29 protein-coding genes and 1 pseudogene are annotated in these 26058 nt (G+C 64.2%); 28 read left to right on the top strand and 2 right to left on the bottom strand.

Annotation, left to right across the window (positions count from 1 at the left end; all coding sequences use genetic code 11):
- Positions 1 to 953 (bottom strand): annotated as a pseudogene (locus tag Q0072_RS05475) (hypothetical protein); the annotation flags it as partial.
- Between the two features lie 231 nt (positions 954 to 1184).
- Here Q0072_RS05475 and Q0072_RS05470 point away from each other — a divergent pair.
- Together Q0072_RS05470 and Q0072_RS05465 are read left to right on the top strand one after the other, a co-directional pair.
- Positions 1185 to 1775: a hypothetical protein gene (locus Q0072_RS05470; protein WP_298326868.1), complete on the top strand. Its 591-nt coding sequence runs from the start codon at positions 1185 to 1187 to the stop codon at positions 1773 to 1775.
- A gap of 53 nt (positions 1776 to 1828) precedes the next feature.
- Complete coding sequence (locus tag Q0072_RS05465; protein ID WP_298326865.1) at positions 1829 to 2422, top strand: DUF2846 domain-containing protein; 594 nt, start codon at positions 1829 to 1831, stop codon at positions 2420 to 2422.
- 153 nt (positions 2423 to 2575) lie between these two features.
- Here Q0072_RS05465 and Q0072_RS05460 read toward each other — a convergent pair whose 3' ends face one another.
- Positions 2576 to 4384: an ATP-binding cassette domain-containing protein gene (locus tag Q0072_RS05460; protein WP_298326871.1), complete on the bottom strand. Its 1809-nt coding sequence runs from the start codon at positions 4382 to 4384 to the stop codon at positions 2576 to 2578.
- 207 nt (positions 4385 to 4591) lie between these two features.
- Between Q0072_RS05460 and Q0072_RS05455 the strand changes: the two genes are divergently transcribed.
- From Q0072_RS05455 to ccsA, 26 genes are all read left to right on the top strand, one after another.
- Positions 4592 to 5059: a YcgN family cysteine cluster protein gene (locus Q0072_RS05455; RefSeq protein ID WP_298326862.1), complete on the top strand. Its 468-nt coding sequence runs from the start codon at positions 4592 to 4594 to the stop codon at positions 5057 to 5059.
- Between the two features lie 274 nt (positions 5060 to 5333).
- The gene (locus tag Q0072_RS05450; RefSeq protein ID WP_298326859.1) at positions 5334 to 5726 is read left to right on the top strand and encodes a hypothetical protein; all 393 of its coding nucleotides are present in this window, start codon (positions 5334 to 5336) and stop codon (positions 5724 to 5726) included.
- The gene (locus tag Q0072_RS05445) at positions 5701 to 6927 is read left to right on the top strand and encodes a terminase family protein (protein ID WP_298326856.1); all 1227 of its coding nucleotides are present in this window, start codon (positions 5701 to 5703) and stop codon (positions 6925 to 6927) included. The genes Q0072_RS05450 and Q0072_RS05445 overlap by 26 nt, the downstream gene beginning before the upstream one ends.
- 161 nt (positions 6928 to 7088) lie before the next feature.
- The gene (locus Q0072_RS05440) at positions 7089 to 8285 is read left to right on the top strand and encodes a phage portal protein (RefSeq protein ID WP_298326852.1); all 1197 of its coding nucleotides are present in this window, start codon (positions 7089 to 7091) and stop codon (positions 8283 to 8285) included.
- A complete protein-coding gene (locus Q0072_RS05435) occupies positions 8278 to 8502 on the top strand; it encodes a hypothetical protein (RefSeq protein WP_298326849.1) in 225 nt (74 codons plus the stop codon). The genes Q0072_RS05440 and Q0072_RS05435 overlap by 8 nt, the downstream gene beginning before the upstream one ends.
- Positions 8502 to 8930, top strand: a complete 429-nt coding sequence (locus Q0072_RS05430) for an HK97 family phage prohead protease (RefSeq protein ID WP_298326848.1) — start codon at positions 8502 to 8504, stop codon at positions 8928 to 8930. Before Q0072_RS05435 ends, Q0072_RS05430 begins: the two co-directional genes overlap by 1 nt.
- Positions 8931 to 8957: 27 nt before the next feature.
- Complete coding sequence (locus tag Q0072_RS05425; RefSeq protein ID WP_298326846.1) at positions 8958 to 10166, top strand: phage major capsid protein; 1209 nt, start codon at positions 8958 to 8960, stop codon at positions 10164 to 10166.
- A gap of 126 nt (positions 10167 to 10292) precedes the next feature.
- A complete protein-coding gene (locus Q0072_RS05420) occupies positions 10293 to 10562 on the top strand; it encodes a head-tail connector protein (RefSeq protein WP_298326844.1) in 270 nt (89 codons plus the stop codon).
- Positions 10559 to 10882, top strand: a complete 324-nt coding sequence (locus tag Q0072_RS05415; RefSeq protein ID WP_298326840.1) for a hypothetical protein — start codon at positions 10559 to 10561, stop codon at positions 10880 to 10882. The genes Q0072_RS05420 and Q0072_RS05415 overlap by 4 nt, the downstream gene beginning before the upstream one ends.
- Position 10883: 1 nt before the next feature.
- The gene (locus tag Q0072_RS05410; RefSeq protein ID WP_298326836.1) at positions 10884 to 11309 is read left to right on the top strand and encodes a DUF3168 domain-containing protein; all 426 of its coding nucleotides are present in this window, start codon (positions 10884 to 10886) and stop codon (positions 11307 to 11309) included.
- A gap of 144 nt (positions 11310 to 11453) precedes the next feature.
- On the top strand, positions 11454 to 11861 hold the full coding sequence (locus Q0072_RS05405) for a phage major tail protein, TP901-1 family (protein WP_298326833.1): 408 nt from the start codon (positions 11454 to 11456) through the stop codon (positions 11859 to 11861).
- Positions 11851 to 12138: a GTA-gp10 family protein gene (locus Q0072_RS05400; RefSeq protein ID WP_298326831.1), complete on the top strand. Its 288-nt coding sequence runs from the start codon at positions 11851 to 11853 to the stop codon at positions 12136 to 12138. The genes Q0072_RS05405 and Q0072_RS05400 overlap by 11 nt, the downstream gene beginning before the upstream one ends.
- Entirely contained in the window at positions 12131 to 12304 is a 174-nt protein-coding gene (locus Q0072_RS05395) for a phage tail assembly chaperone (RefSeq protein ID WP_298326828.1), read from the top strand. Before Q0072_RS05400 ends, Q0072_RS05395 begins: the two co-directional genes overlap by 8 nt.
- On the top strand, positions 12297 to 12815 hold the full coding sequence (locus Q0072_RS05390; protein ID WP_298326826.1) for a phage tail tape measure protein: 519 nt from the start codon (positions 12297 to 12299) through the stop codon (positions 12813 to 12815). Before Q0072_RS05395 ends, Q0072_RS05390 begins: the two co-directional genes overlap by 8 nt.
- A 3-nt stretch (positions 12816 to 12818) precedes the next feature.
- Positions 12819 to 13421, top strand: coding sequence for a DUF2460 domain-containing protein (locus tag Q0072_RS05385; RefSeq protein WP_298326823.1), 603 nt, complete (start codon positions 12819 to 12821; stop codon positions 13419 to 13421).
- A gap of 42 nt (positions 13422 to 13463) precedes the next feature.
- Positions 13464 to 14132 (top strand): DUF2163 domain-containing protein, encoded by a 669-nt coding sequence (locus Q0072_RS05380; RefSeq protein WP_298326820.1) that lies wholly within the window; start codon positions 13464 to 13466, stop codon positions 14130 to 14132.
- Positions 14129 to 14668 carry a peptidase P60 gene (locus Q0072_RS05375; RefSeq protein WP_298326817.1) on the top strand — a complete coding sequence of 180 codons (540 nt, stop codon included), beginning with the start codon at positions 14129 to 14131 and terminating at the stop codon, positions 14666 to 14668. Before Q0072_RS05380 ends, Q0072_RS05375 begins: the two co-directional genes overlap by 4 nt.
- On the top strand, positions 14656 to 18321 hold the full coding sequence (locus Q0072_RS05370) for a glycoside hydrolase/phage tail family protein (protein WP_298326814.1): 3666 nt from the start codon (positions 14656 to 14658) through the stop codon (positions 18319 to 18321). Before Q0072_RS05375 ends, Q0072_RS05370 begins: the two co-directional genes overlap by 13 nt.
- 117 nt (positions 18322 to 18438) lie before the next feature.
- Positions 18439 to 19392, top strand: coding sequence for a J domain-containing protein (locus tag Q0072_RS05365; protein WP_298326811.1), 954 nt, complete (start codon positions 18439 to 18441; stop codon positions 19390 to 19392).
- Between the two features lie 138 nt (positions 19393 to 19530).
- Positions 19531 to 19875 (top strand): hypothetical protein, encoded by a 345-nt coding sequence (locus Q0072_RS05360; RefSeq protein ID WP_298326808.1) that lies wholly within the window; start codon positions 19531 to 19533, stop codon positions 19873 to 19875.
- On the top strand, positions 19875 to 20555 hold the full coding sequence (locus Q0072_RS05355; RefSeq protein ID WP_298326805.1) for a response regulator transcription factor: 681 nt from the start codon (positions 19875 to 19877) through the stop codon (positions 20553 to 20555). Before Q0072_RS05360 ends, Q0072_RS05355 begins: the two co-directional genes overlap by 1 nt.
- Before the next feature lie 114 nt (positions 20556 to 20669).
- Positions 20670 to 22079: an ATP-binding protein gene (locus Q0072_RS05350; RefSeq protein WP_298326801.1), complete on the top strand. Its 1410-nt coding sequence runs from the start codon at positions 20670 to 20672 to the stop codon at positions 22077 to 22079.
- Between the two features lie 76 nt (positions 22080 to 22155).
- Complete coding sequence (locus Q0072_RS05345; protein ID WP_298326797.1) at positions 22156 to 23511, top strand: hypothetical protein; 1356 nt, start codon at positions 22156 to 22158, stop codon at positions 23509 to 23511.
- 70 nt (positions 23512 to 23581) lie between these two features.
- On the top strand, positions 23582 to 24646 hold the full coding sequence (locus tag Q0072_RS05340) for a hypothetical protein (RefSeq protein ID WP_298326794.1): 1065 nt from the start codon (positions 23582 to 23584) through the stop codon (positions 24644 to 24646).
- Between the two features lie 133 nt (positions 24647 to 24779).
- Positions 24780 to 25274 carry a cytochrome c maturation protein CcmE gene (ccmE, locus tag Q0072_RS05335; RefSeq protein ID WP_298326791.1) on the top strand — a complete coding sequence of 165 codons (495 nt, stop codon included), beginning with the start codon at positions 24780 to 24782 and terminating at the stop codon, positions 25272 to 25274.
- Positions 25271 to 26058, top strand: a 788-nt coding sequence (ccsA, locus tag Q0072_RS05330) for a cytochrome c biogenesis protein CcsA (RefSeq protein WP_298326788.1), incomplete at its 3' end; no start/stop codon positions are given. The genes ccmE and ccsA, both read left to right, overlap by 4 nt.

Raw genomic sequence — 26058 nt, 5'->3', positions numbered from 1 at the left:
GTTTTCGCCCCAGCCTTTGGCGCGGAAGCCTTTGCCGCCGGAGTCTTGGTTGTTGGGGTCGGTTTGGCCTCAGCAGTCGTTTGCGGGGCCGTTTGGGCCTGAGCTTTAGGGGCTTCCGGCTTTTGCGCTACGGGCGCGGCGGCCTGTGCGGGGACCGCCGGGCGGCCCTCCAGCTCTGGCGAGACGCGACCTGCATATTTGCTGTTGGCCGGCAGACGGTAGCCACCGTCGGGACGCGGCTGGGGCTGAACTTGCGGCTGAATCGGAGCCGACACTGGGGCTGCCGCCTGTGCCTGAACCGGCGGGGGCGCGACGGGCGGAACCGGAGCCGGTTTCACCGCGGCCACCGGCGCGGTTTCGCGCGCGACGGTTTCGGCGCTGACGACGGGCGGCTTGGGTTGCGGCAGGGGCACCGGATTGGCGACGCGCGCTTGGGGTGTGGGCAGCGGAGCCGCTTCGATTTTTTGGGGAGCGGGCTGAACCGGGGGCGTGACCGATGCGGGCGCGGCGCGGCGCGGCGTGTCAAAGCGCGACTGCTGCACGGGCGTCCAGTTGGAGGCCAGCTCGGTCTTCGGGGCGGTTTGCGGGGGCGTCTGAGGTGCGGCGGCCTGCGCGCTGACCGAGGCGGTCTTGCCGCGCCAGTTCAGCTCGTGGCGATAGGGGTTGCCGACCTGCCCATAGGGCGATGGCGGGATGTCAAAGCCCGGCTGCCCCGTGGCGGCATTGGGCAGGGCGCGTTGCAGCGGCGTGGCGGGGGCGGTTTCCGGTGCGGCGGGCGGTGTCGCCGCTTGGGGCGCGCGCTTGCCGGGCCAGTCGAGATAGCTCCTCACCTGAGTCTGGGCCTCTGTCTGAGTCTGCGCCAGGGCGGGCGCATGGACGCTCAGGCTCAGAAGGGCCACGCCCACAAGAGCCTGAGACGGGGCAGACAGACGGGTTCGACGGGTGCGGGTCATCAGGCGCGCGGGTTCCGGTAAGGTTGCAACGGCCTTAACCTAAGCTCTGCCGCTTAATATTGCCCTAATGGAACGCCGATATTGGCAGACTGCGGGTATAATAATGCTCTACGCCGCGACTCCGGAGCGGCGGCCCGGTACGGAAAACGATTTGCAGCGGCCCGATAGTCTGTTAAAAAGATCACGGGGTGCCAGAAACGGCGAAAGACGACCGGGGGAGACTTTTTTCAAATGCCTAAAATCCTGACAGCGGCTGTTGTGGCGGCGCTGACCGTGCTTGTGCCTATGACCGTGTGCGCGCAATCCACTGAGACCACGCCGCCCGAAACGACCCCGACCCCGGTGGCTGAGCCCTTGGCTCAACCCGGGGCCGCACCGGTTGCGGCGGTGGTGCCCAACGGCACGCCGATCGTGGTCGAAATCACCGAGCTGGTCTCTACGCGCACGGCCACGGTCGGCGATATGTTTCCGCTCAAGCTGGCCGAACCCGTGTTGCTGAATGGCGCCGTGGTCATACCCGAAGGCACGCCCGGCAAGGGGCAGGTGGTCGATACGGGTAAGCCCGGCATGGGTGGTAAGCCCGGAAAGCTGGTGCTGGCGGCCCGTTATCTCGAATTCGAAGGTCGTCAAATCCCCATTCGCGCGCTGAAGCTGGGGCTGGGGGCCAGGGACAATTCGGGGGCGGCCGTGGCAACCGCGGTTGCCGTGGGCGTGTTCGGTCTGGCGGTGACCGGCGGCCATATGGAGGCCCTGCCCGGTACGCGAGCCTCGGCCAAGCTGGCCGCCGATTTCACACCCGCCACACCTCCTGCGTCACAATAGGTGCACGGCGGGATCTTACACTTTTTCAAAAGCCACAAATGGGGGTTATTTTTATGAAAAACATCAACGCGAAAATGGTCATGGCGCTTTGCCTGAGCCTGACACTGATGGGCACCAGCGTCTGGGCCCAGACCACCGAACCGCAGACGGCATCGTCCTCGTCGTCTTCGTCTTCTTCGTCCGAGGCCTCGTCGTCTTCCGCTTCGTCGAGCGCGTCGTCTTCGGCCTCGTCTTCCTCGTCAAGTTCGGCTTCTGCGGCGGCCGCTCCGGCCGAGACGGTGGCCAAGCTGAACCCCGTCGATCCGGTGCCGGAAGGCAAGGGTCAGATCGTCTTTTTCCGTCCTTCGCGCTTTGTCGGCGCGGCCGTCAGCTTCTCGGTGCGCGAAGGCGATACGGGCGTTGGTAAACTGACCAACGGGACCTATTTTGTGCACGTGGCCGAGCCGGGCACGCACGAATACAATATCTCCTTCGAAACGCGCGATACGCTGCGCCTCGAAGTGGAAGCCGGTGAGACCTATTACGTCATCCAATCCATCGCCATGGGCGTGATCGGCGCGCGTCCGAACCTGACCCCTTCGACCGAAGAGGCGTTTCAGGAAAAGAAGCTGAAGGTCACCAAGGCCAAGGCGACGGATCGGAAATAGGGTCGGACTCAGCCCGTCATATTCATACTCCCCCAGTCTACTGGGGGAGGTGGATTTTTGCGGGACGCAAAAAGACGGAGGGGGGCGGCCCTGCCACCACGCCCTTCAGGCGAGGTCCTCCACCCCCGTAAACGGCGTATGTAGGAGACGGGCTTACTTCAACGCCTCGCGCTTTTCCTCAAGCTCAAGCCACTCCATCTCGCCATTTTCGAGATCGGTCTTGAGCTTTTCCAGCGTCTTCATCAGGGCGTCGAAACGCGCCGGGCTTTTCGCGTAAAGGTTCGGATCGCTCAGCGCCGCTTCGGTATGGGCGATCTCGGCCTGCCATTTGGGCATCAGGGCATTGAGGTCTTCGAGGCGCTTCTGATCCTTATAGCTGAGCTTTTTGGCCGGGGCCTTGGGGGCGGGTGCGGCAGGGGTCGCGGGTTTGGCCGCTGACTTGACCGTCGGAGACTTGTGGCTCAGTTCCTCGAAAAAGTCCGGATTTTGCCGCAGGAAGTCCTGCCAGCCGCCGGGCGTTTCCACCGCCTTGCCCTTGCCATTCAGCGCGAGCGTCGAGGTGGCCAGACGGTCGATAAAATCGCGATCGTGGCTGACCAGAATCAGCGTGCCGTCATAGTCGGCCAGCATCTCTTCCAGCAGGTCCAGCGTGTCCATATCAAGGTCGTTGGTCGGCTCATCGAGCACCAGCAGATTGGTGGCGGAGGCCAGCGCGCGGGCCAGTTGCAGGCGGTTGCGCTCACCGCCCGACAGGGATTTCACCGGCTGACGCAACTGGTTTTCGCGGAACAGGAAGTCCTTGGCATAGGCAGCGACGTGGCGCGGTTGCCCCTGCACCATGATCTGATCCGAGCCGGAATTGGCCAACGCATCCCACAGGGTCTCATCGCCTTTGAGCGTGTCGCGCCCCTGATCGAGATAGGCGACTTCAAGCGCCGTGCCCAGACGAATCTCACCCTCATCCGGGGCGATCTGCCCGATCAAAAGTTTGACGAGGGTCGATTTGCCGGCGCCGTTCGGTCCGACAATGGCCAGCCGGTCGCCGCGCAGGATGCGCGTTGAAAAGCCTTTCAGCAGTTCCTTATCGTCAAAGCCTTTGGAGATGTTTTTCAACTCGGCCACCAGCTTGCCCGACGTGCCGCCGGAATCGATGCTCATTTCGAGCTGACGCGGCAGTTGTTTGGTGCGCTCCATCTTTTCGGCACGCATGGCCTGAAGCCGGGCGGCGCGGCCTTCGTTGCGCGTGCGCCGTGCCGTGATTGAGCGGTAGAAGGTATAGGTTTCGCGCTCAATCGCCTTTTCCAGACGGCGCAGGGATTCAGCCTGCTCCTCCATGATCTTTTCCGACCACGCTTCAAAGCTGGCATAGCCGGAATCGAGGCGCATGATGCGGCGGTCGTGCAGCCAGTAGCAGCGCTGGGTGACGCGCTCCAGGAAGGTGCGGTCGTGGCTGACGATCAGGGCCGCGCCCTTGAACTGACGCAACTGGTCTTCGAGGGCTTCGATGGCAAAAATATCGAGGTGGTTGGTCGGCTCATCAAGAAAGATCAGGTCCGGGTCTTCGGCAAACGCTTTTGCCAAGGCGGCGCGGCGCTTTTCGCCGCCCGAAAGAGACGCGCATTTCGTCGTCGGGTCGAGGCCGAAGGTGTAAAGCTCGGCTTCGGCGGTGTAATGCTCCGCCCCGTCAGACGTCACCCAGTCGAGCACCGTGTCACCGACGGGCTGCGGTTCCTGAAGCACATAGGCGTAGCGCATCCCCTGCATGACGACGCGCTCACCGGAATCGGCTTCGATCAGCCCGGCCATCAGCCGCATCAGGGTCGATTTGCCGGCCCCGTTGCGTCCGACCAGACAGGCCCGCACGCGCGGCTCCAGCGCGATATCGACACCGTCAAACAGCGGGTTGAGGCCGTCCATCAGGCGGACATCTTTCAGGGCGAGCAGGGGGGCTTTGGCGTTCATGCGGCGGGTGTAGCGTTCGGCGCGGATAACGGCAAGCACTTGATTTCCGTCTGAGGGGAGGGGATATAGGCGCGCAGTGCTTCCCCTGATTTCAGGGGAGGTGGCATTCGCGCTGTTTGCGAGACTGACGGTGGGTTAACTCCACCGCTTAACCCCCCTCCGGCTGCGCCGGTATCCCCCCTGATATCAGGGGGGAAGAGAAGACAAATGACCCAACCCTTCTGGCAGACCAAGACCCTTTCGCAAATGACCGTGCCCGAATGGGAGTCGCTGTGCGACGGCTGCGGTCTGTGCTGCCTGATCCGGCTGGAAGACGAGGATACGGGCGAAATCATCCCGACGCGCGTCCATTGCCGCCTGTTCGATTCCGGCACCTGCGCCTGCTCCAACTACCCGGAGCGGCATAAGTATGTGCCCGACTGCATCAAGCTGACGCCGCACAATATCGAGGCGCTGGAATGGATGCCGGCCTCGTGCGCCTATCGCCGCCTGCATGAAGGCAAGGACCTGCCTGTCTGGCATTATCTGATCTGCGGCGACCGCGAAGAGGTGCACCGGCGCGGCGTATCCGTCCGTGGACAGACGATTTCCGAAACGGCGCTGGATGACCCCGAAGACGCGCTGGACTTTGCCGCCTTCGACCTGCTGGAAGATATGTCCAACAAGGGCGAATAGACAAAGAAAGGGGCCACAGTTACCTGCGGCCCGACTTTGAAAAAAATGGGTAAAGTACGCTTAAAAAAACCAATGATGCTGAAAACCGCCGCATCGCCTATCTGTGCGAGACAACAGGTAGCATAACATTGTGACAGCTTTTTACAGGTTGCCTGCAAATTAGGCATATGAGTTGTCCCCGCTATCCGTCCGGATTTCATAAATCAGATCATTGACTTGTTTTTTATAAACGTCGTTTTGTCCCCCCATTCCGGGGCCGGGCTATAAAGGGCGCATGGACGGACATGCGCTCACACTCTCAGAAATGCGGATCGCTATGCAATCACAGCAGGCGGAACTTCTGGCTTTCGGTCAGGAACTGATCCGCGACTATGGTCGGATCAACCGGGCCGACGACGAGGCCGGGATCGAACGCAAGGCAAAGAACCTCGCCCTTGTGACCAAGGCCGTACAGGGGGTGCATGAGCTCATCAGCCGTTTCGGAGAAACGGAAATGGATGACGGTGACACAACAGGCTCCCTTCTCAGCCCCGAAGAGCGCAAGGCACGATATGAAGCCCGGCGCGCTGAGGTCCGGGCTAAACTCATTGATATCGCAACTCGAATGCGTGCCGACCTGGCCGAGCAAGCTGGATCAGTGGATGAACCAGCATCTGACATCAGATGAGGATTTAGACTGGTTCGATCGCTGGGGCACGCAGGCGCACCCGCATCAGACGCCGCCGGAAGGCGACTGGATGACCTGGCTGCTGCTGGGCGGGCGCGGGTCGGGCAAGACGCGCGCCGGGGCCGAATGGGTGCAGGAAATGGCCGAACCGGGCGTGCGAATCGCCCTGATCGGCCCCAGCCTGCACGATGTGCGCGAAGTGATGATCGACGGGCCGTCGGGCCTCAAAGCCATCGCGGCGCACGACGGGCGGCCCGAATACGAAATCTCGCGGCGGCGGCTCATCTGGCCCAACGGGGCGATGGCCTATGCCTTTTCCGCCGAAGATCCGGAAAGTTTGCGCGGGCCGCAGTTTCATTATGCGTGGGCGGACGAATTCTGCGTCTGGCGTAAGCCGGTGGAGACTCTGGCGCTGTTGCGCATGGGGTTGCGGCTGGGGGAACGGCCCCGGCTGTGCGTCACTACGACGCCCAAACCCGTGGCGGCGCTGCGCAAGCTGATGGCCGAGCCGGGGTTGGAAATCCGCCGCGCGGCGACGAAGGAGAACGCGCAATTCCTGTCGGACAGTTTTCTGTCTGGCCTTGAGACCCTCTATGGCGGCACGCGGCTGGCGGCGCAGGAGCTGGACGGTCAGGTGGTCGAAAATTCCGATCGTGCCCTGTGGCGCGCGGCGGATTTCGACGCCTGTCGCGGTTCGGCGCCGGTGGCCTTCGACGAGGTGATCGTGGCGGTGGACCCGCCCGTGACCCAAAACGGCGACGCGTGCGGCCTGATCGTCGCCGGACGGCGGGGCGATCGCGCCTATGTGCTTAAGGACGCTTCGGTGTCCGGCCGCTCGCCCACAGGATGGGCGACGCAAGCGGCGGCTCTGGTGCGCGAACACGCCGTCCGGCGGATGGTGGCCGAGGTCAATCAGGGCGGCGATATGGTCGAGACGGTGCTCAAAAGCGCGGGCGTCGAGGTGCCCGTGCATAAGGTGCGGGCACGCGTCGGTAAACGGCTGCGCGCTGAGCCAGTGGCGGCGCTTTATGAGCAGGGGCGGGTGGTGCATGTGGATCACTTCCCGCTGCTCGAAGAGGAGCTGATGGGGCTGGGCGACGGGTCGCTTGACCATTCGCCCGACCGCGCCGATGCGCTGGTCTGGGCCATCACGGCGTTGCTGATTGATGGCCGCGCCGAGCCGCGACTGCGGCGGGTGTAACCAACTCTCCGCCCCTGCGAAGCGGGGGAGGTGGCGGGCTTGTCCCGCCGGAGGGGGCGTCAAACCTGATTTGCCCCCACCACCGCATCGCCTTCGCTACGCTCAGTTGTGCGGTCCCCTTCCTCATTAAACTGGGGAGGTACAACGTTTTTGAGGACAATATGACCTTTCTTCACGACCTGTTCGGGCGGCGAAAGCGTGCGCCCGAAATCCCGGAAACCAAGGCGTCCGCCTCGCGCGCCCTGATCGCCCTGACCGGGGCCGGGCGGCCGCAATGGACGCCGCGCGCCTATGAGGCGCTGGCGCGCGAAGGCTTTGCGCGCAATGCTGTGGCCTATCGCTGTGTACGGATGATTGCCGAAGCCGCGGCCTCGGTGCCGCTGCGCGTCGATGTCAATGGCCGGCACGATCCGGCGCATCCGCTGGCGCAACTGATGGAGCGGCCCAATGGTGAGCAGGGCGGGGCCGACCTGCGTGAGGCGCTGTATGCGTCTTTGCAAACCGCCGGCAATGCCTATCTGGAGGCGGCGGAACGCCCGGACGGTCAGACGGAGCTGTGGGCGCTGCGCCCTGAACGTGTCAAGGTCGTGCCCAATGCGCGCGGCTGGCCCGACGCCTATGATTATGGGGTGGACGGACGATCGGTGCGTATCGGGCGCGATGGCGACGGCTGGCTGAAGGTGTTACACCTCAAACAGTGGCATCCGCTCGATGACTGGTACGGATTTTCGCCGCTGGAAGCCGCCGCCTTCGCCATCGACGTGCACAATGCGTCCGGTGCGTGGAACAAGGCGCTGCTCGACCATTCGGCGCGGCCGTCCGGCGCGCTGATCTATGGTGCCAAAGGGTCTGAGCGCCTGACCGAAGATCAGTTTGAGCGGCTGAAGGCGCAACTGAACGACACCCATACGGGTACGGACAATGCCGGGCGGCCCCTGCTGTTGGAAGGCGGGCTCGACTGGAAGCCGATGTCTTTGTCGCCGTCGGAAATGGACTTTATCGCGGGCAAACACGCGGCGGCGCGTGAAATCGCCCTGGCCTTTGGCATACCGGCGCAACTGCTGGGGATACCCGGCGATAATAGCTACGCCAACTACCGCGAAGCCAATGCCGCCTTCTGGCGACACACGGTCCTGCCGCTGGTCGAACGCACGACGCGCGCCCTGTCCAACTGGTTGACGGCCAAATATCCACAGGTGCGGCTGGTGCCGGAGCTGGATGCGTTGCCCGCCCTGTCGGTGGAGCGCGAAGCCCTGTGGGCGCGGCTCAACGCGGCGGCCTTCGTCAGCGAAGCGGAGAAACGCCGGCTGGCGGGTCTGAGTGAATCGGAAAAGCGTGAGGGGAGGGGCGATGACTGAGATCTTCACCGGTGGCGTCATCGTCACCATCGTCCTGCAATCGGCAGCGGCCCTGATGTGGTTCGGTCGCGCCGGGGCGCGGCTCGATACGCTGGAGGCGCGTCTGCAACAACAGGCGGGCGTGGTCGAGCGTCTGGCGCGGCTGGAGGAACAGGCGCTCGCTACGCGTGCCGCCTTGTCGCGCATTGAGGCCAAGCTCGATCAGGAGCGCGGCTGATGGTGCCCATCGAAGGCTATGCCTCGCGCTTTTTTGAGCGCGATCTCAATGACGATGTGGTGGTGCCGGGGGCCTTTCGCGACAGCCTGACCCGCTCCGGACCCGAAGGGGTGCGGATGCTGTATCAGCACAATGTCCGCACGCCCATAGGGGTGTGGGACGAGGTGTTTGAAGACGAGACAGGTCTGTTCGTCCGGGGGCGGATCATCCCCGTCACACCCGAAGCCCGCATGGCGGCCAGTGTCGCCGAAGCGGGCCTGATTGACGGCCTCAGTATCGGTTTTGAGGCGCAAAAGACGCGCCCCGACACCACGGGCCGCCTGCGGGTCTTAAGCGCCGTATCACTGTGGGAGGTGTCGCTGGTGACCTTCCCCATGCTGCCCAGCGCGCGGTTCCGCGTGGCGCAAACCTCTTCGCGTCTCCCCTGAGGGAGAGCGGATTTTCAGGAGACATCAATGAAAGAAACCAAACACGCGGTCGCATCGACCGAGGTGCATGCGGCTTTGCACGACGTGCTGTCGGCCTTTGAAGCCTTCAAGACCGCCAATGATCAGCGCCTCAGCGCGCTCGAAAAGAAGCAGTCCGATCCGCTGATCGACGATAAGGTCGAACGCATCGAACAGGGCCTGCAAAGCGCGCAATCGCGGCTTGACCGCCTCATGAGCCATAAGGCGCGCCCGGACCTGTCGGCCCCGTCGCCGCAACCGGACGAGACCAAATCCGCCTGGGACAGCTATATGCGCTCCGGCCGTGTGACGGTCGAACTGAAGGGCGGGCTTTCGACGGGTTCCGGCTCCGGCGCGCTGGCTCCTTATGAGACGGAACGCTTTATCGAACGCCGTCTGGCGCAGGTGTCGCCGATGCGCGCTCTGGCCACCGTGCGTACCGTCGGCGCGGCCACCTTCCGCAAGCCGATTTCCACCGCTGGCGTCGCGGCGGGCTGGGTCGCGGAAACGGCCAGTCGCCCGGAAACCGACCCGGCCACCCTGTCGCTGATGGAGTTTCCGGCGGCGGAGCTTTACGCCTCGCCGGCGGCCACTCAGGCGCTTCTGGACGACAGCTTCATCAATCTCGATGAATGGCTGGCGGCGGAAATCGAAGACAGCTTCGCGGCGCAGGAAACCGCGGCCTTCGTCTCCGGTGATGGCGTGAACAAACCCAAAGGCTTCCTCAGCTATGCGACCGCCGCCAATCCTTCCGCGAGCTGGGGCCAGATCGGCTATGTGGCCAGCGGCGCGGCGTCGGGCTTTGCCGCATCGGCCCCGACCGACGTGCTGATGGACATGATCTACGCCCCGGCGGCACAATATCGTCCGAACGCGCACTTTGTGATGAACCGCCGCACCGCCGCGACGATCCGCAAGTTCAAGGACGCCGACGGTCACTACATCTGGCAGCCGACCCAGCAGGCGGGGCAGTTGCCGCAACTGCTCGGCTATCCGGTGCAGGAGATCGAGGCCATGCCCGACATCGCCGCCAATGCCACGCCGGTGGCCTTTGGCGACTTTGCGCGCGGCTATCTGATCGTCGATCGCGCGGGCCTGAGCGTGCTGCGCGACCCCTATTCGGCCAAGCCTTACGTGCTGTTCTACACCACCCGTCGCGTCGGCGGCGGGGTGCAGAATTTTGATGCGCTTAAACTCCTCAAAATCGCAGCGTCGTAGCCGGATTACACCTCCCTGCCTCTGGCGGGGAGGGGGACCGCACGAGCCGAAGGCGAGATGTGGTGGTGAGGTGTCTTAGACCCCACCCCCGGCCTCAACACGTTGGGATGTATAGGAATCTCCCCCATGTCTGATCCTGTGTCGCTCGCGGAAGCGAAGCTGTTTTTGCGCGTCACTCACGCTGAGGAAGACGCGCTGATCACCACTCTAATGGCCGCTGCCGTGGCACGGCTGGAGACAGCGCTGGGCCTGACGCTGGAGGCCGGGTCGCCCGCGCCCCTGCGTCTGGCCGTGCTCGATCTGATCGCGCGCGCCTATGAAACGCGCGGTGAGGGGACCGTCTCGCTCGACGGTCTGGAGCCGTGGATCGCGCCCTATCGTGAGGTGCGGCTGTGACGCGGCTGTCCACGGCGCAACTGAAAACCCCGGCACGGGTCTTCACCCTTGTGCGCTCGGAAACTGCGTTCGGTGGTGCGACCGAAACGCGTCAGTTCGAAGGCATCACCTGGGGTGATTTCACCCCGCGTCCGCCCAGCGAAGCCCCGGCGGGCGAAGGCGTTCTGCGCCTTCGTCAGTACGCGGAATTTACCTGCCGGTCGGCGGCCAAAGCCGTGCGCGGCAGCGTCCTGTCGATCCGTGGCGAAGACTGGACCGTCCTGTCTGTGTCGTCGGATGCCGATGGCCAAACCCTGATTACCCTCGAAAGGAGGCGGTGATATGCCGCTCGATCCGCAACCGCTCGATCCTTTACGCGACCTGCAAAAAGGGTTGATCGCGCACCTCAAAGCCCACGCGCCGCTGCACACCTGGCTGGGGGCAGAGGGGCGTATCCATGACGCTGTGCCGCCTGATCCCGTCTATCCCTACGTGCGCGTGGACCGCGTGGAGGCGCAGCCGTTTGGCGGCGTCGGCGTCGCGGCCACCGAACAGGCGGTGACGCTGCGCGTCGTCTCCGATTTCGACGGCACCGAAGAGGCGCGCGCCATCGCCAGCGAACTGCGTGTGGCGCTCGATCAGGCGCACATCACGCTGGACAGCAACCAATTGGTCAGTCTGCGCGTCACCTATCTCGATGTGTTTCGTGGCGCAGACAGAACTGTCTTCGGGCTTGTCCGTCTGCGCGCTCTGACGGAGCCCATTTAATACCTCCTCCCCTGCGAAGCGGGGGAGGAGGATGCGAGCAAAGCGAAGCAGACGGAGGGGGCGTATTTCAGTCGGCCCCCTCCACCCCTTCGTGGTCCCCCTTCCCCGCTTTGCAGGGGAGGATGAAGGAAGAGGAGTTCTCATATGGCCCTGCAAAAAGGCCGCGACATGCTGCTGAAAATTTCGGACGGGACGGGCTTCGTCACCGTCGCGGGATTGCGGGCGCGCACCGTGTCGCTCAATGCCCGCACCGTCGATGTCACCGATTCCGACAGCCCCAATGGCTGGCGCGAACTGCTGGCCGGGGCGGGGGTAAAATCGCTATCCGTATCGGGTTCTGGCGTGTTCAAAGACGCCGCGTCGGATGCCCAGATGCGCGACGCCTTCTTCGCCCAGACGGCGCGCGACTGGCAGATACTTGTGCCGGGCTTCGGTGTCTTCAGAGGTGCGTTTCTGATCGCCGCGCTCGAATATGCCGGTGAACACGATGGCGAGGCGAGCTTCGCCCTGACCCTCGCTTCGGCGGGGGAGGTGGCCTTCGATGCACTGTGAGCCCGCCAATACCGCGCGCGGCGAAGTGTCGGCGACGCTGGGTGGACAGTCGGTGCGTCTGTGCGTGACTCTGGGGGCGCTGGCCCAGCTTGAGGCGCATTTCGGTGTGCGCGGTTTCACCGCCTTAGGGCAGGCCCTAACGCAGATGGGGGCGCAGGATGTTTGCGTTGTTCTGAGCGCGCTGGCGCTGGATGAATTGCCGCCGCCCAACGTCTTCAGCCTGAGCGAAGCCGTGGCCGCCATTGTCGCCGCCGTGCGGGCCATGAGCGATGACTGAGTGGGCGGCGATGCTGCGCTTTGCTGTGCGCGAGTGCCACCTGAGGCCCACTGATTTCTGGCGCTTAAGCTGGCGCGAATGGCTGTGGCTGACGGCCACGCCCGCCGCTCCTGTCTTGCCGCGCGACGTGTTTGAAACGATGGAGAAAGCCTTCCCCGATGACTGACACCCCTTTGGGCGGCCTGACGCAACAGGCCAATGAGGCCGCCGTCGCCTTGCAGGCGCTGAAAGGCCCGGCGGAGGAGACGGCGGCCAGCATCGAAGCCGCCTTCGGCAAGGCCGGGGACTCGCTGGCGCGCAGTCTGAGCCGTGCCGCGAAGGACGGCGAAATCAGCCTCAATGAGCTGGCTTCGGCCCTGATCGGCGCCCTCAATGCCGCCGGCGGCACCTCCGGCAGCGGTTCGCTCAGTGCGGTGCTGGGGGAGGTGTTTTCCGGCCTGCCGGGCTTTGCCGGCACGCGTGCCGAAGGAGGACCGGTGACCGCCGGTGGCGCCTATCTGGTCGGGGAGCGCGGGCCGGAATGGTTCCGCCCGGCCACGTCGGGGCAAATCGACGCGGGCACCGGGCCGGCGGTCCATCTGACGCTCAATCTGAGTGGTGGACAAGACAGTCTTGTCCGATCTGAAACGCAGATCGCCACGGCGCTGCAACGCGCTGTTCGTTTGGGGATGAGGTAGGCCATGTTCCACGAAGTGACCTTTCCGGCGCGGCTGGCCTTCGGTTCCGGGGCCGGGATCGAACGCCGCGTGCGCGTCACCACACTGGCGTCGGGCTATGAGCAGCGGGTGAGTAGCTGGGCGCTGGGGCGGCGGCGCTACCTGATCGGGGCCGGTATCCGGCGTATGGCCGATGCCTCGGCCCTGCTGGATTTTTTCGAAGCACGTGAAGGGCCGCTGTATGGCTTTCGCTTTCATGATTTCAGCGATGGCCGCAGCGGCCCTACGGTCACGCCCACCGATCAGGTGTTCGGCACGGGGGATGGCCACACCCGCCTTTTCCAGCTTTGCAAAACCTATGGTGCGGTGGTTCGGCCCATCCGCAAACCCGTCGCGGACACCGTGCGTGTGGCCGTGAATAGCGTCGAAATGGCCGGAGGCTTCGACGTCGATCACACGACAGGGGTGGTGACGTTTGCGGTGCCGCCGGCCGAAGGCGCAACGGTGACGGCGGGTTTTTGTTTCGACGTGCCGGTGCGCTTCGACAGTGACCGCATCGACCTGACCTTAGAAGGGTTCGACGCCGGTCGCGTGGCGGCCATACCGCTGATCGAGATCCGGGTATGACCGGCGTTTACACAAACCTTGGCCCAAACATCGGAGAGCGTCATGCGTGACATTCCAGAGGCCCTTTCAGCGGCCTTCGACAGCGGTGCGGTGACGCTGTGTCAGGTGTGGATACTGACGCGCGCCGATGGGACCAAACTGGGCTTCACCGACCACGATCAGGACCTGCGTTTTCAGGGCGTGACCTGCACGGCCAGCAGCGGCTGGACCGCCGGGGCGGCGCGTAGCGAACTGGGTCTGGAAAATGGAGACAGGTCTGTCTCCGGGGTGCTTTCGGACGTTCATCTGCGTGCCGAAGATATCCGCGCCGGGCTTTATGACGGGGCGCAGATCGACACCTTTAGCGTGGACTGGCGCAACACTGAAATCTTCGTATCGGTCAGTTCCGGCACGCTGGCGCGCATCGAAGTGCGCGGGCAGGATCAGGCGGCCTTCGTCGCCCATGTCGAAGGTCCGGCGGCACGGCTTCAGCGCCTCATCGGGCGGCGCTATACGCCGCTGTGTGACGCGCAACTGGGCGACGCGCGCTGCGGCCTTAGCGGGCCGGTCGGCACCTGCGACAAACGCTATGCGACGTGCCGCGATGTGTTCGCCAATATCGTCAATTTTCGCGGCTTTCCGGACCTGCCCGGTGAGGATTTTATCACCCTCTATCCGCGTTCGGGCGATGCGCTGGATGGCGCGTCGCGCGGCGGGACGGGGCGGCTGTGAGGGCGCAGATTGTGGCCGAGGCGCGCCGCTGGCTCGGCACGCCGTATCAGCATGGTCAGAGCGTTCATGACGTCGGTTGCGACTGTCTGGGGCTGATCCGTGGGGTGTGGCGCGGCCTCTATGGGCCGGAGCCGTGGGCGCTTGATCCCTATACCGGCGATTGGGCGGAATGTGGCGGGGAGGAGCGGCTGAAAACCGCCTGTGATCGCTGGCTGCGGCCTGTGCCTCTCGATACGGCGCAGGCCGGGGATGTGCTGATCTTCCGTATGCGGGACAATGCGGTGGCCAAGCACGCCGCCATCCTCAGCGCAGGGCCCATCGAAGACCCGCGCGCGCAACTGATCCACGCCTATTGGGGTCATGCGGTGACCGAAACCTGGCTGGGGCGCTGGTGGCGGCGGCATCTGGTCGCGGCCTATGCCTATCCGGACGCCGGGCATTTAACCCCACCGTCTTCGAGACCGGAAGGTCTCGAATCCACCTCCCTTAAAATTAGGGGAGGCGCTTTTCACAGAGATTTATCATGGCACAAATGACGCTGAGCACATTGGGCGGGGCCTTGGGTGGGCCGGTGGGGGCGGCCATTGGCGGGCTGATCGGCAATGCTATTGACCGCACGCTGATCAATGGCCTGTCGCCCGTGCGGCAGGTCGGCCCGCGTTTGCAGGGCGTGCGCGTAGCCGCCGCCGATCAGGGCGCGCCGATCGCGCAGGTCTATGGGCGTGGGCGCGTCGCCGGGACGGTGCTGTGGACCGCACGTTTGAAAGAAAACCGCACAAGGACGCGCGCCTCCAAGAGCGCCCCGCAGACGGAAAGTTTCAGCTATTCACTGTCCTTTGCTATCGGTCTGTGCGAAGGCCCCATTGATGGCATCGGGCGTATCTGGGCCGATGGGCAGTTGCTCGATCAGACAGGGCTGTCTTATCGCCTGTATCGCGGCGACGCGCATCAGATGCCCGATCCGCTGATTACCGCCATCGAAGGCGATGCGCCGGCCTATCGCGGTCTGGCCTATCTGGTGTTCGAAGACCTGCCGCTGGCCGCCTTTGGCAATCGTCCGCCCAACCTGTCGGTAGAAGTGTTTCGCCGCCCGCCGGGTGAGGGGCTGGAGACGCTGATCGACGGGGTGTGCCTGATCCCCGGCGCGGGGGAGTTCGTCTATGCGACGACGCACAATGCCGTGCGCGAGGGCCTGAGCGGGGCGCGCTGGGAGACGCTGAACACGGCCGATGGGCGGCCAGATTTTCTCGTCTCGCTGGATCAGCTTGAGGCGCATTTGCCCAATGTAAAGCGCGTTAATCTGGTCATCAGTTGGTTCGGCGATAGTCTGGAGGCGGGCGCTTGTCGTCTGCGGCCCGGCGTCGAACAGGCCCTCAAACGCACGGAGCCCGAAGTGTGGTCCGTGGCCGGAATCGGACGCGAGGCGGCGCACCTGATCAGCGCGCAGGACAGTCGTCCGGTCTATGGCGGCACGCCGTCGGATGCCTCAGTGATTGCTGCCATCCGTGTGCTGAAACAGCGCGGTTACGAAGTGACACTTGTGCCCTTCATCCTGATGGATTGCGACGGCTTTCCCTGGCGCGGGCGCATCAGCTCGGCGCAGGATCTGACGCCGCAGGCCGCCGCGGATGTGGCGAGCTTTTTTGGCCCGGCAGACGGCTGGGGCTTAAGGCGTTTCGTGCGCCATCTGGCCGATCTGGCCGTCGTCGCGGGTGGCGTGGACGCCCTGCTTTTGGGTTCGGAGTTGCGGGGGATTACCACCCTGCGTTCGGATGCCGTCACCTATCCGGCGGTGGCCGCGTTCAAGACGCTGGCGGCTGAGATACGCGCCATGGTCGGGCCGCAGACCAAGCTGTCCTATGCCGCCGACTGGAGCGAATATTTCGGCCATCATGTTGGCACTCATGCGATGTTCCATCTCGACCCGCTGTGGGCCGATGCGAATATCGACTTTGTGGGTATCGACTGGTACGCGCCGCTCACGGATTGGCGCGGCGGCGTGCATCTTGATGCAGCGCTGGCGCAAACGCCCTATGATACCGACTATCTGCGGTCGCGGGTGCGCGGCGGCGAAGGATTTGACTGGTTTTATGCCTCTCAGGCAGACAGAGACGGACAGGTCCGTTCACCCATTACCGACGGGGCCTTTGGCGAAGACTGGATGTTCCGTCCGAAGGATATTCTCGGCTGGTGGAGTCATCCGCATCACGATCGCCCGGCGGGTGTGCGGCGGTCAGCGCCGACCGATTGGGTGCCGCAATCGAAGCCTGTGCGTTTCATCGAATATGGCTGCGGCGCGATAGATAAGGGGCCGAACGCGCCCAACCTGTTTGTCGATCCCAAATCCTCCGAAAGCGCTATTCCGCCCTATTCCAGCGGCGCGCGGGATGACCGGGCGCAGCGGTCCTACTTGATGGCGCTCAGCCAGTTCTACGCCGATCCGGCCCATAATCCGCTGAGTTCTGTCTATGGTGGCCCCATGTTGTCGGGTATGGAGGTGTGGTGCTGGGACGCGCGGCCCTATCCGGATTTCCCACAGCGGAACGCTGTGTGGGGCGATGCGGGAAACTGGCGCACCGGGCACTGGCTGAACGGGCGCGTCGGGTCAGCCGAGGCGAAGGCCCTGCTGAGCGCCATCGCCGATCAGGCAGGCGTCTCCCTTGATGTCGGCGCAGCGGAGGGGGTGATCGATGGCTATGTGATCGAGCAGCCGATGACGGCGGCGCGGGCGCTGGAACCGCTTCTGTCCTACCTGGGGCTTGAGCTGTGCGAGCGGGGGAGCGGCCTGAAAGTCATAGGCGCGCCGACGGCTGAGGTCGTGTTGTCGCCGCACGCTCTGGCGGTGCAAGAGCGCGACCCGGTTCTGGCGCGGCGCGAACTGATCGAAGCGCCATCGGCTTTGACGCTGCGCTGCTATGATCTCGACCGCGATTATCAGGTGCTGGCCGTCCATGCGCGCTCAGAGGTCGAGGGCGGGCCTTCGATGCAGTTGGATCTCGGCCTCAGCCTGTCGGCGGCGCAGGCGCGGGATTTCACCCGCCGCACCCTGTCTGAGGCACGGCGTGTGCGCGAAGCGGTGACGCTGGATGTCGGTCCTCTTGAGGTGCTGCGCTTTGAAGCAGGGGATGCGGTGCGCTTCGGCGGGCGGCCCTACCGCATCGCCAGTATCGAAGACGCTGAACGTCCGACATTTACCCTCGCGCCCGTGCCAGAGCCGGCGGCAGTCATGCCTTACGAACCGTCGGGCGGTACGACCGTCAGCCGGGCCCTACTGACCGGATTCTGGCTCCTCGACCTGCCGCCGTTCGGGGCCGATGAGCGCAATGGGCGACCGGTGCTGGCCGCCACCGCCGTGCCGTTCAGCGGCGTCGATATCTATGCAGGAAGGGGGGTGAGTACGCTGACCCTGCGCGGACGCCTTACTCAGGCGGCGGGCGTAGGCACGACGCTTCAGAGCCTGCCTGCCGGACAGACTGCCAAATGGAACAGACCGGCCTGTCTTGACGTTTACCTCGAAAACGTGACCTTACAGACACGGTCAGAGGCCGATGTGCTGTCCGGTGAGAATTTCATCTGCGTCCTGGGCGCGGGGGGTGAATGGGAGATCATCCAGTTTGTCCGGGCACAGATGATCGCGCCGCGCCAGTGGCGCTTAAGCGGCCTGTTGCGCGGCCAATGGGGCACGCAGACCCAACCGATAGACGCAGGAGCCGCGGTCATCGTCCTGCCGGAAGTGGTGCGGGCGGATGTTTCGGACGCCGAACGCGGTCTGCCGCTTTTGTGGCGAGCAGGACTGTCGGGCTTCGGCGCGCAGGCGGAGGGGGCGATTGACATAGAGACCGTGTGGACCGGCATTGGCCTCAGGCCGCGCGCGCCGGTGCATGGGCGGATCAGGCGGCAGGCTGACGGTTTGCACTTACGCTGGATACGCTGTGCCCGCTATGGCGGCGACTCGCTGGATTATGAGCCGCCGCTGGAAGACGGCTTTGAGGCCTATCGCCTCCGCTTTTATCAGGGGGCAGACCTGCGCCGTGAGGTCACGGTGACGCAAAGCGCTTTTAGCTATGATGCCGAGGCCATCGCCACCGACTATCCCGCTGGGTTTGATGGCCTCAGCCGGGTTGAAATCGCGCAGAAAGACCCTACATCTCGTATTGGTTTGGCGCTGGAAATGTCTTTATCGGCTTGACTCGTGACCTATCCTTCGCCAACGGCTTAGCGATTGTATGAGTTGAGCCGCCAGGCCCTCACCACCGGTAAACCGGGGAGGTATGACGGGGCGGGCGGCAGGCGGAGGTTCCATTTCGTGGCAGGTGATCCCTATTCAGAACTCGGTGTGGCGCGTAACGCCAGCGCCGACGATATCCAGAAGGCGTTTCGCAAGCTGGCCAAGGAACTGCACCCGGACCGCAACCCGAATAACAAGGCGGCCGAGGATCGCTTCAAGCGCGTGTCGGCGGCGTTCGACCTGCTGAAAGACCCGGAAAAGCGCAAGAAATACGATGCGGGTCAGATGGATGCCGACGGGCGAGAAACCTATCGCGGCGGTTTCGGCGGGGGCGGTTTTGGCGGCGGGGCGTCCCAAGGCTATGGCGGCGGGGCGCGCGGCTCGTTCGACGGCGTCGATCTCGACGATATTTTCGATATTTTCGGCTCAGGGGCCGGACGTCGCGCGGGCTTTGGGCCGGGGGGCGGTTTCGGCGCGCAGGCCCAGAAGGGCAGTGATCTGCGGATCAAGCTCGATATCGACCTGATGGATACGATCGCCGGCAATACGCGCCGGGTGCAACTGACCGATGGTCGCACGCTGGATGTGACGATTCCGAAGGGGGCCAAGGACGGTCAGACCCTGCGCCTGAAAGGGCAGGGCGCGGCGTCGCCCAACGGGCGTGGGCCGCATGGCGACGCGCTGGTCGAACTGTCGCTTAAGCCGCACGGCGTGTTCCGCGTCGAAGGCAATGACCTGCACATGGACCTCTATGTATCGATCCCCGATGCGGTGCTGGGCGGCAAGGTGCAGGCCCCGACACCCGAAGGCCCGGTCAATGTGACCATTGCCAAGGGCTCCAATTCGGGCGGTATCCTGCGCCTCAAAGGACGTGGCGGTTATGATGCCAAGACCGGGGCGCGCGGCGATCTGTTTGCGCATCTGGTGCTGGCCCTGCCGGACGTGGTGGATGGCGATTTTGTTGCCTATGCCGAGGATTGGCGCAAGCAGGCGCCCTATACGCCGACGCATCCGGCGATGAAGAAGAAGTAGGGTTTCGCCCCCTCCGTCTCGACGCGCTTCGCTGGCTCGCCACCTCCCCCGCTTTGCAGGGGAGGAGGTATGCTATTTTAAGTTTTCCTTAGGGCTCTGTTCAGCTAAGGTTCAGGTCGGGGACTGTACAAAGTGACTATGAAACCGATCCTGACCCTTTCCGCCCTGCTGCTCGTCGGCGCGCCGTTCGTCGCCGAAGCGCGCGAACGTGCCGCTTTTGGCTGGCCGCCGGCGCACGAAGAGGTGCGCCAGATGCCGCTGCGGCCGGAGGCGCGTCCGCGCTTCGATGAGGCCGAGCGCCTGACGGTGCAGCAGCGCTATTCCATCGACGACGCCATCACCCTGGTTGAGCAGCGCACGGGTGGTCGCTACGTGTCCGGCAATCAGACCGGCCCTTCGACCTTTGTGATCAAGGTGCAGATCGGCCCCAATATCGTGACCTATCGCGTCGATCTCGCCAACCGCTCCATGAGTAAGATGTAATGCGCATTCTGCTTGCCGAAGATGATCCCGACCTGTCGCGTCAGCTCAAGGCCTCGCTTCAGGACGCGGGCTATGTGGTCGATCACGCGCCCGACGGCGAAGAAGCGCATTTTCTGGGCGATACCGAGCCCTATGACTGCGTGATCCTCGATCTCGGCCTGCCCAAGATCGACGGGGTGTCGGTGCTGGAACGCTGGCGCCGCGATGGCAAGACGACGCCGGTCCTCATCCTGACGGCGCGCGGGGCGTGGTCGGACAAGGTGTCGGGCTTCGACGCCGGGGCCGACGACTACCTGACCAAGCCGTTTCATACCGAAGAACTGCTGGCGCGTCTGCGGGCCCTGGTGCGCCGCGCCGCCGGTCATGCGCAGCCCCTGCTGGTATGTGGTGGCGTGCGCCTTGATCCGCGCGCGGCACGGGCGTCGGTCAATGGCGAGCCGCTGCGCCTGACCTCGCTGGAATACCGCCTGCTGCATTACATGATGCTGCATCAGAACCGCGTCATTTCGCGTACCGAACTGGTCGAACACCTCTATGATCAGGATTTCGACCGCGACTCCAACACCATCGAAGTGTTTATGGGGCGTCTGCGCAAGAAGATCGGTACTGAGCGGATCGAGACGGTGCGCGGGCTGGGCTATCGCCTCAAGCCGCTGCACAATGAAGTCAGCGAGATTTAGCACAGGTATGAGTTCGGCCCCCTCCGCCTCGACCCGTTGCGCTGGCTCGGCACCTCCCCCGCTGCGCAGGGGAGGAGGTGTCAGCACGAAGTTGCTGACGGGGGGGGGCGTTAAATGACAGCCATCCTGACCCATCTGAAGCGCTTCATCAGCGTACTGATTTCCGGGCGCGGGTCGCTGGCCGGGCGGCTGATCCGGCTGGCCGCCATCTGGTTCATCTTCTCGCTGATCCTGATTTCAGCGGGCCTGACAGCCTTCTTCAACTACACCTCGGTGACGCGCTTTCAGGCCGGCATTTCGGACATTGTGCGCAACCTCTATACGCACACCGAATTTGATGAGACGGGGCGCATCCGCATCCCCGAACTGTACATCATCCGCACCGACGACATCTATTCCGGCCTCTACTGGCAGATCGTTGAGCTGGACGCTCAGGACCGCGTGATGGCCGTCTATAAGTCGGGCTCGCTGGCCGAGCGCGTGCTGCAAATGCCCAAGGCGCTCGACAAGACGACGGGTCAGCTTCAGTATTTTAACGCCACAGGCCCCCGCGATCAGCCGTTACGGCAGGCGGCGGTCTATCTGCGTATTCAGGGGCATAATCTGCTGTTTATGGCCGCCGAAGACCGTTCGGAAGTGGATCGCAATGTGGGGCAGTTTGCGCTGATCACCGGCGGGGCGCTGATCGTGCTCGCGCTGGGGTCTCTGATCGCCATCTATCTTCAGGTGCGCATCGGTCTGAGGCCCTTGTTTGCGCTGACTGACGAACTGCACGACATCCGCAAGGGCAAGCAGACGCGACTGCTCAACACCTATCCGGCGGAAATCAAGCCGGTCACCGAAGAGGTCAACGGGCTGCTGGAGTACGGGCAGGACGTGGTGGAGCGGCAGCGCACCCACGTTGGCAATCTGGCGCACGCGCTGAAAACGCCGCTGTCGGTGCTGCTGACCTCGGCGGGGGATGACCCGGCCCCTCTGGCCGATACCATCCGTAAACAGACGGCCTTGATGCGGGCTCAGGTCGATCACCACCTGCGCCGCGCCCGCGCCGCCGCCCGTGCGCAGAATATGGGTGAACGCACGCCGGTCGAGCCGGTGCTGGACGAACTGGCGGTCATGCTGGAGCAGGTGTTCCGCGACAAGGGCGTCACCATCGACTGGCGCGCGCCCGAAGACCTGGCCTTCCGCGGCGAAAAGCAGGATTTTCAGGAGATCGCCGGCAATCTGATGGAAAATGCCTGCATCTGGTGTCAGCGCCGCGTGCGCGTCACGGCGACACTGGCAGACGAGGCCAGCGGCATGACCCTGCTGATCGAGGATGACGGGCCGGGGATGCCGCCCGAACGCTATGATGAGGTGCTCAAACGCGGCGCACGGCTCGACGAATCGGCGCCCGGTTCGGGGCTCGGCCTGTCGATTGTCGATGAGCTGGTGAGGGCCTATGGCGGCCGCTTAAGCTTTGACCGCTCAGGGATGGGCGGCCTGACATGCGTTGTTATATTACCGGCAAACTTTATAGCATAAATAACAAGATTTTAGGTCAGAAAATATTAACTACGCGCCTTTCATACTTGCCGGGCTTTCAATACGGCAGTCAGAGATGAGCGTGTTATCGGAGAAACGGCTGAGCGCGGTCGGCGGGCTGGTGAAAACCTTGCCCGTAAACATTCTCCGTCAACTGAACACCAGTCTGGGCCTGACGCACGACGCCGCTCTGGGCGAGGTGCGCGACCTTGTCGCGCGGCAGCTTGAGTCGCATCATCTCAAGGAACAGGTCTTCCGCCCCTTCGTGCCTTTGTTCATGGCGCGCGAAGACGGTATGGAAGGCGTTATCTTTCCGAAATGGCTGCTGGATCGTCTGTGGAGCGCGCTTGAGCGTGAAGAGACCGGGCTGATGACGGAGGCCCGCCGCAGTGTGCACAGTCACCGCAACGGCGACCCTGTACCCGTGCCCTATTTTCATCTGGTCAATGCGGCGGCGGTCATTCTGCGGGAACGGCCTGAGACGGTGTTGCCGCCGGGTGAGGATGAAGACGAAGTCGAAGAGTTTGCCGCCTATCTCGATCTGCACCGCCTGTTGCGCGAGGCTCTGGCGCGGCTGCCTGACTGGATGGGGCGTATTGATGCCGAAAAGGCGGCGGCCATCCGGCTGATGTTCAAGGACGCGTCGGGAAAGACGCCGGACGGTGAGGGCGGGGTGCGCTTCCTCGAAGCCCTGCTGGCCAATATGGATGACGCCACGCTGGTGCTTAAATTTGTCGCCGTCATCTCGGATGGGGCCAATGACCGATTCTTAAGCGAGTCCGAACTGGCCAGCTTTGGCGAGCGCGTGCTTGTGGCCGCCGAAGAACGGATGAAGGTGTTTTCGGGGCTGATGCGCCGGCGCGACCCGTCGCTGCTGGGCGAGGCCGGGGGCTGGGTCGCCCAGTGCCTGAGTCTGGTCAGCAGCCTGCAAAAGTCGGTCGAACTGACGCGCGACGGGCCGTGGGGCAAGCGCGTCATGGCCATCAATCAGACGATCAATGGTCTGGTCGAAGACCGCCTGAAAGGCGTTGAAAAAATCATCGCGCAGGCCCTGCCGCTGAAGACCGAGCGGATTTTCGGGCGGGCGACGCGCGAGGTGCCCGACTATGCCGGGCCAAAACCGGCTCAGGCCGAGGCAGCGCTGCAAACCGTCGCCTTTATCAATCAGGTGCGCCCCACCGCCTCACAGGGCGGGTATCTCAGCCTGCTCAACAAAACGGTCGAAGCAGCCGAAATCCAGATGGATGCCTATTTTACCGTCGTGCTGGCGGTAGCGGTGGGCGAAGACCCGTTTGATGCACAGGCGGTGATGGACTGCTTTGAGCGTGTGATTGCGCTGATGGAGGGGCTTCTGGGGGAAAACAAGGCCAATCTGGCGCGACGTCGTGTCACGGCTGCCGATGTCTTCCGGGCACCAAAAACGGTTGCCTAAGGCGACGAAAACGGGCTTATGACACAGTCCCGGTGCGTTCGTTCCGGTCAACCCGCCGCTCAAGACTCGTATGCTGCTGTTCTCGCTTACCGCTGCGCTTTTGTGCGCCGCCCTTCTGGGGCTGGTGGTCGCGTGGCTGCGCCGTACACCGGACAGCGCGCTGGATCAGGCGCGGCAGCGTTACGAAGCCTTTGTGGCCGATCTCGACCGCCGCGTGGCCGCCGGACATACGGATGCGGCCCTGGCCCGCGAAGAAAAAACCGAAGCGGCGCGAGCGCTTCTGCGCGTTGAGGAGGCCGAGGCGGTGGCGCCGGTCGATCCGCGCATCGGCTTTGCCGGGGCCGTCATGATCGCCGTGGCGGCGCTGGGCCTGTCGGTCTTTGTCGGTAAGCCCGACCTGCCGGATCAGCCCTATGCGGGGCGCGTCAAGGCGTGGGTCGAGACGCTCAATACCGCCCCGGAAACGCTGGAGGCCAAGCCCGCAGCGGTGGCGCTGCAACAGTTGTCGGGCAAGTATGGCGACAAGCGGGCCTACTGGCTGCAACTGGGGCAGACCCAGGTGGTGGCGGGCGACTATTATGAGGCGGCGCAGGCCTTCAAACGCGTGACGCAACTGGCCCCCGACGCGGCGGTCGGCTGGTCTAATCTGGGTGAGGCGCTGACGCTGCTCAACAAGGGGCAGAGCAATGGGGAGGCGCGGGCCGCCTTTGCCGAGGCCCTGACGCGCGATGCCGACGACCTGACGGCGCTCTATTACTCGGCGCGTATCCTCACCACAGATGGCCGCTATGAAGAGGCGCGAAGGCTCTATGCCGTCGTGCAGTCGCGTCTGGCGGCTGATGACGGGCGTCAGCAGACGGTGGCGGCGGAAATCGCCGCGCTCGATCAGTCGGCACAGACGGCGGCGACGGTTCAGGCGCAGATCGGCGGCATGGTGGCGGGCCTTGAGGCGCGTCTGGCCAAAAACCCCGAAGACCCCGACGGCTGGGCGCGGTTGCTGCGTTCCTATCGCGTGCTGAAAAACGTCGAAGGCGAAAAGCGGGTGCTGGCGACGCTGGATCGTCTGTATGCGGATCGTCCCGCCATCGCCCGCGACATCGTACAAAGGGCCGGCCGGCCGGTGGGGGCGCAATGAGCAACGCATCACGCTTATACCTCCCCGCTGGCGGGGAGGGGGACCGCGCCCGCAGGGCGGGGTGGTGGGGTGGCCCATCGCGCGCGCCTCACCCCGGCCCTCTCCCGGTAAACAGGGCGAGGGGGAGACTATCATGACCCTGCTTCCCAAATCCATGAAGGCGCGTCGGCGTCTGATGATTTTTCTGATTGCCGCGCCGATCCTGATGGCCGGTGTGGCGCTGGCCCTGTTCGCCATGAAGGATCAGGTCGTCTATTTCTACACCCCGGCGCAGGCCTATGAGGCCAAGGCCGAACTGCACCGCACCATGCGCCTCGGCGGCCTCGTCAAGGCGGGCAGCGTCGTCAAGCGGGCCGGTGGCGAAGTGACCTTCGTCGTGCGCGACCAGAAGGCCGAAATGACCGTGCGCTTCAAGGGCGACCTGCCCGACCTGTTCCGCGAAGGGCAGGGCGTGGTCTGCGAAGGGCAGCGCGTCAGCGCCGACGTGTTCGAGGCCAAAACCGTGCTGGCCAAGCACGACGAAACCTACATGCCCAAGGAGGTCGTCAAGGCCATCAAAGAGCAAGGCGAGTGGCGGCCGGAAAGTGCGGCCAAACCCGATTCCAAACCCTTTGGTGAGGCGAAATGATCGCGGAACTGGGCACCTTCTGTCTGGGGCTGGCCTTCCTTCTGTCGCTGGCGCAGGTGCTCAGCGTGGCGGGGGCGGCGTGGCGACCCTTGCGCGGCATGGCGCGCTGGAGCGAAGGCCTGTCGCTGGCGGCTGCGGTGGCGTGCGTGCTGGCTTTTGCCGCCCTGCTCCACGCCTTTGTGACGTCGGATTTTTCCGTCTCCAACGTCGCCAGACATTCGCACACCCTGAAACCGCTGCTGTATAAGATTTCCGGCGCGTGGGGCAGCCATGAAGGCTCGATGCTTTTGTGGTGCATGGTGCTGCTCAGCTATGGCGCGCTGGTGACCCTGTTCGGGCGCGGCTTGCCGTCCGGCCTGCGGCACAAGGTGCTGGGGGTGCAGGGGCTTCTGGGGGCGTTGTTCAGCGGCTTCACGCTGTTTTCTTCCAATCCGCTGGCCCGTCTTGACCCGGCCCCCTATGAGGGGCAGTCGCTCAACCCCATGCTTCAGGACCCGGCTCTGGCCTTTCATCCGCCGCTGCTCTACCTCGGCTATGTCGGGTTTTCGGTGGTGTTCGCCTTTGCCGTTGCGGCCCTGATCGAAGGGCGCATCGGGCGTGAATGGGCGCGCTGGGTCCGGCCGTGGACGCTGGTGGCCTGGGTGTTTCTGACGCTCGGCATCGCTTTGGGGTCGTTCTGGGCCTATTATGAGCTGGGCTGGGGCGGTTGGTGGTTCTGGGACCCGGTGGAAAACGCCTCCTTCATGCCGTGGCTGGCGGCGACCGCCCTGCTGCATTCGGCCAT

The organism is Asticcacaulis sp., from assembly GCF_027484505.1.
Classification (GTDB): domain Bacteria; phylum Pseudomonadota; class Alphaproteobacteria; order Caulobacterales; family Caulobacteraceae; genus Asticcacaulis.
Note: the sequence above shows the minus strand (reverse complement) of the source record. Positions and strands in the feature narration are given on the sequence as shown.

Bases quoted from the DNA above. Each gene is read 5' to 3' on its own strand.
- Q0072_RS05435 (WP_298326849.1), top strand. From the start codon at position 8,278: ATGACTGAGATCTTCACCGGTGGCGTCATCGTCACCATCGTCCTGCAA.
- Q0072_RS05345 (WP_298326797.1), top strand. From the start codon at position 22,156: ATGAGCGTGTTATCGGAGAAACGGCTGAGCGCGGTCGGCGGGCTGGTG.
- Q0072_RS05405 (WP_298326833.1), top strand. From the start codon at position 11,454: ATGGCCCTGCAAAAAGGCCGCGACATGCTGCTGAAAATTTCGGACGGG.
- Q0072_RS05340 (WP_298326794.1), top strand. From the start codon at position 23,582: ATGCTGCTGTTCTCGCTTACCGCTGCGCTTTTGTGCGCCGCCCTTCTG.
- Q0072_RS05455 (WP_298326862.1), top strand. From the start codon at position 4,592: ATGACCCAACCCTTCTGGCAGACCAAGACCCTTTCGCAAATGACCGTG.
- Q0072_RS05400 (WP_298326831.1), top strand. From the start codon at position 11,851: ATGCACTGTGAGCCCGCCAATACCGCGCGCGGCGAAGTGTCGGCGACG.
- Q0072_RS05395 (WP_298326828.1), top strand. From the start codon at position 12,131: ATGACTGAGTGGGCGGCGATGCTGCGCTTTGCTGTGCGCGAGTGCCAC.
- Q0072_RS05450 (WP_298326859.1), top strand. From the start codon at position 5,334: ATGGACGGACATGCGCTCACACTCTCAGAAATGCGGATCGCTATGCAA.
- Q0072_RS05385 (WP_298326823.1), top strand. From the start codon at position 12,819: ATGTTCCACGAAGTGACCTTTCCGGCGCGGCTGGCCTTCGGTTCCGGG.
- Q0072_RS05360 (WP_298326808.1), top strand. From the start codon at position 19,531: ATGAAACCGATCCTGACCCTTTCCGCCCTGCTGCTCGTCGGCGCGCCG.
- Q0072_RS05465 (WP_298326865.1), top strand. From the start codon at position 1,829: ATGAAAAACATCAACGCGAAAATGGTCATGGCGCTTTGCCTGAGCCTG.
- Q0072_RS05460 (WP_298326871.1), bottom strand. From the start codon at position 4,384: ATGAACGCCAAAGCCCCCCTGCTCGCCCTGAAAGATGTCCGCCTGATG.
- Q0072_RS05440 (WP_298326852.1), top strand. From the start codon at position 7,089: ATGACCTTTCTTCACGACCTGTTCGGGCGGCGAAAGCGTGCGCCCGAA.
- Q0072_RS05470 (WP_298326868.1), top strand. From the start codon at position 1,185: ATGCCTAAAATCCTGACAGCGGCTGTTGTGGCGGCGCTGACCGTGCTT.
- Q0072_RS05350 (WP_298326801.1), top strand. From the start codon at position 20,670: ATGACAGCCATCCTGACCCATCTGAAGCGCTTCATCAGCGTACTGATT.
- Q0072_RS05355 (WP_298326805.1), top strand. From the start codon at position 19,875: ATGCGCATTCTGCTTGCCGAAGATGATCCCGACCTGTCGCGTCAGCTC.
- Q0072_RS05425 (WP_298326846.1), top strand. From the start codon at position 8,958: ATGAAAGAAACCAAACACGCGGTCGCATCGACCGAGGTGCATGCGGCT.
- ccmE (WP_298326791.1), top strand. From the start codon at position 24,780: ATGACCCTGCTTCCCAAATCCATGAAGGCGCGTCGGCGTCTGATGATT.
- Q0072_RS05380 (WP_298326820.1), top strand. From the start codon at position 13,464: ATGCGTGACATTCCAGAGGCCCTTTCAGCGGCCTTCGACAGCGGTGCG.
- Q0072_RS05390 (WP_298326826.1), top strand. From the start codon at position 12,297: ATGACTGACACCCCTTTGGGCGGCCTGACGCAACAGGCCAATGAGGCC.
- Q0072_RS05410 (WP_298326836.1), top strand. From the start codon at position 10,884: ATGCCGCTCGATCCGCAACCGCTCGATCCTTTACGCGACCTGCAAAAA.
- Q0072_RS05370 (WP_298326814.1), top strand. From the start codon at position 14,656: ATGGCACAAATGACGCTGAGCACATTGGGCGGGGCCTTGGGTGGGCCG.
- Q0072_RS05430 (WP_298326848.1), top strand. From the start codon at position 8,502: ATGGTGCCCATCGAAGGCTATGCCTCGCGCTTTTTTGAGCGCGATCTC.
- Q0072_RS05420 (WP_298326844.1), top strand. From the start codon at position 10,293: ATGTCTGATCCTGTGTCGCTCGCGGAAGCGAAGCTGTTTTTGCGCGTC.
- Q0072_RS05445 (WP_298326856.1), top strand. From the start codon at position 5,701: ATGAACCAGCATCTGACATCAGATGAGGATTTAGACTGGTTCGATCGC.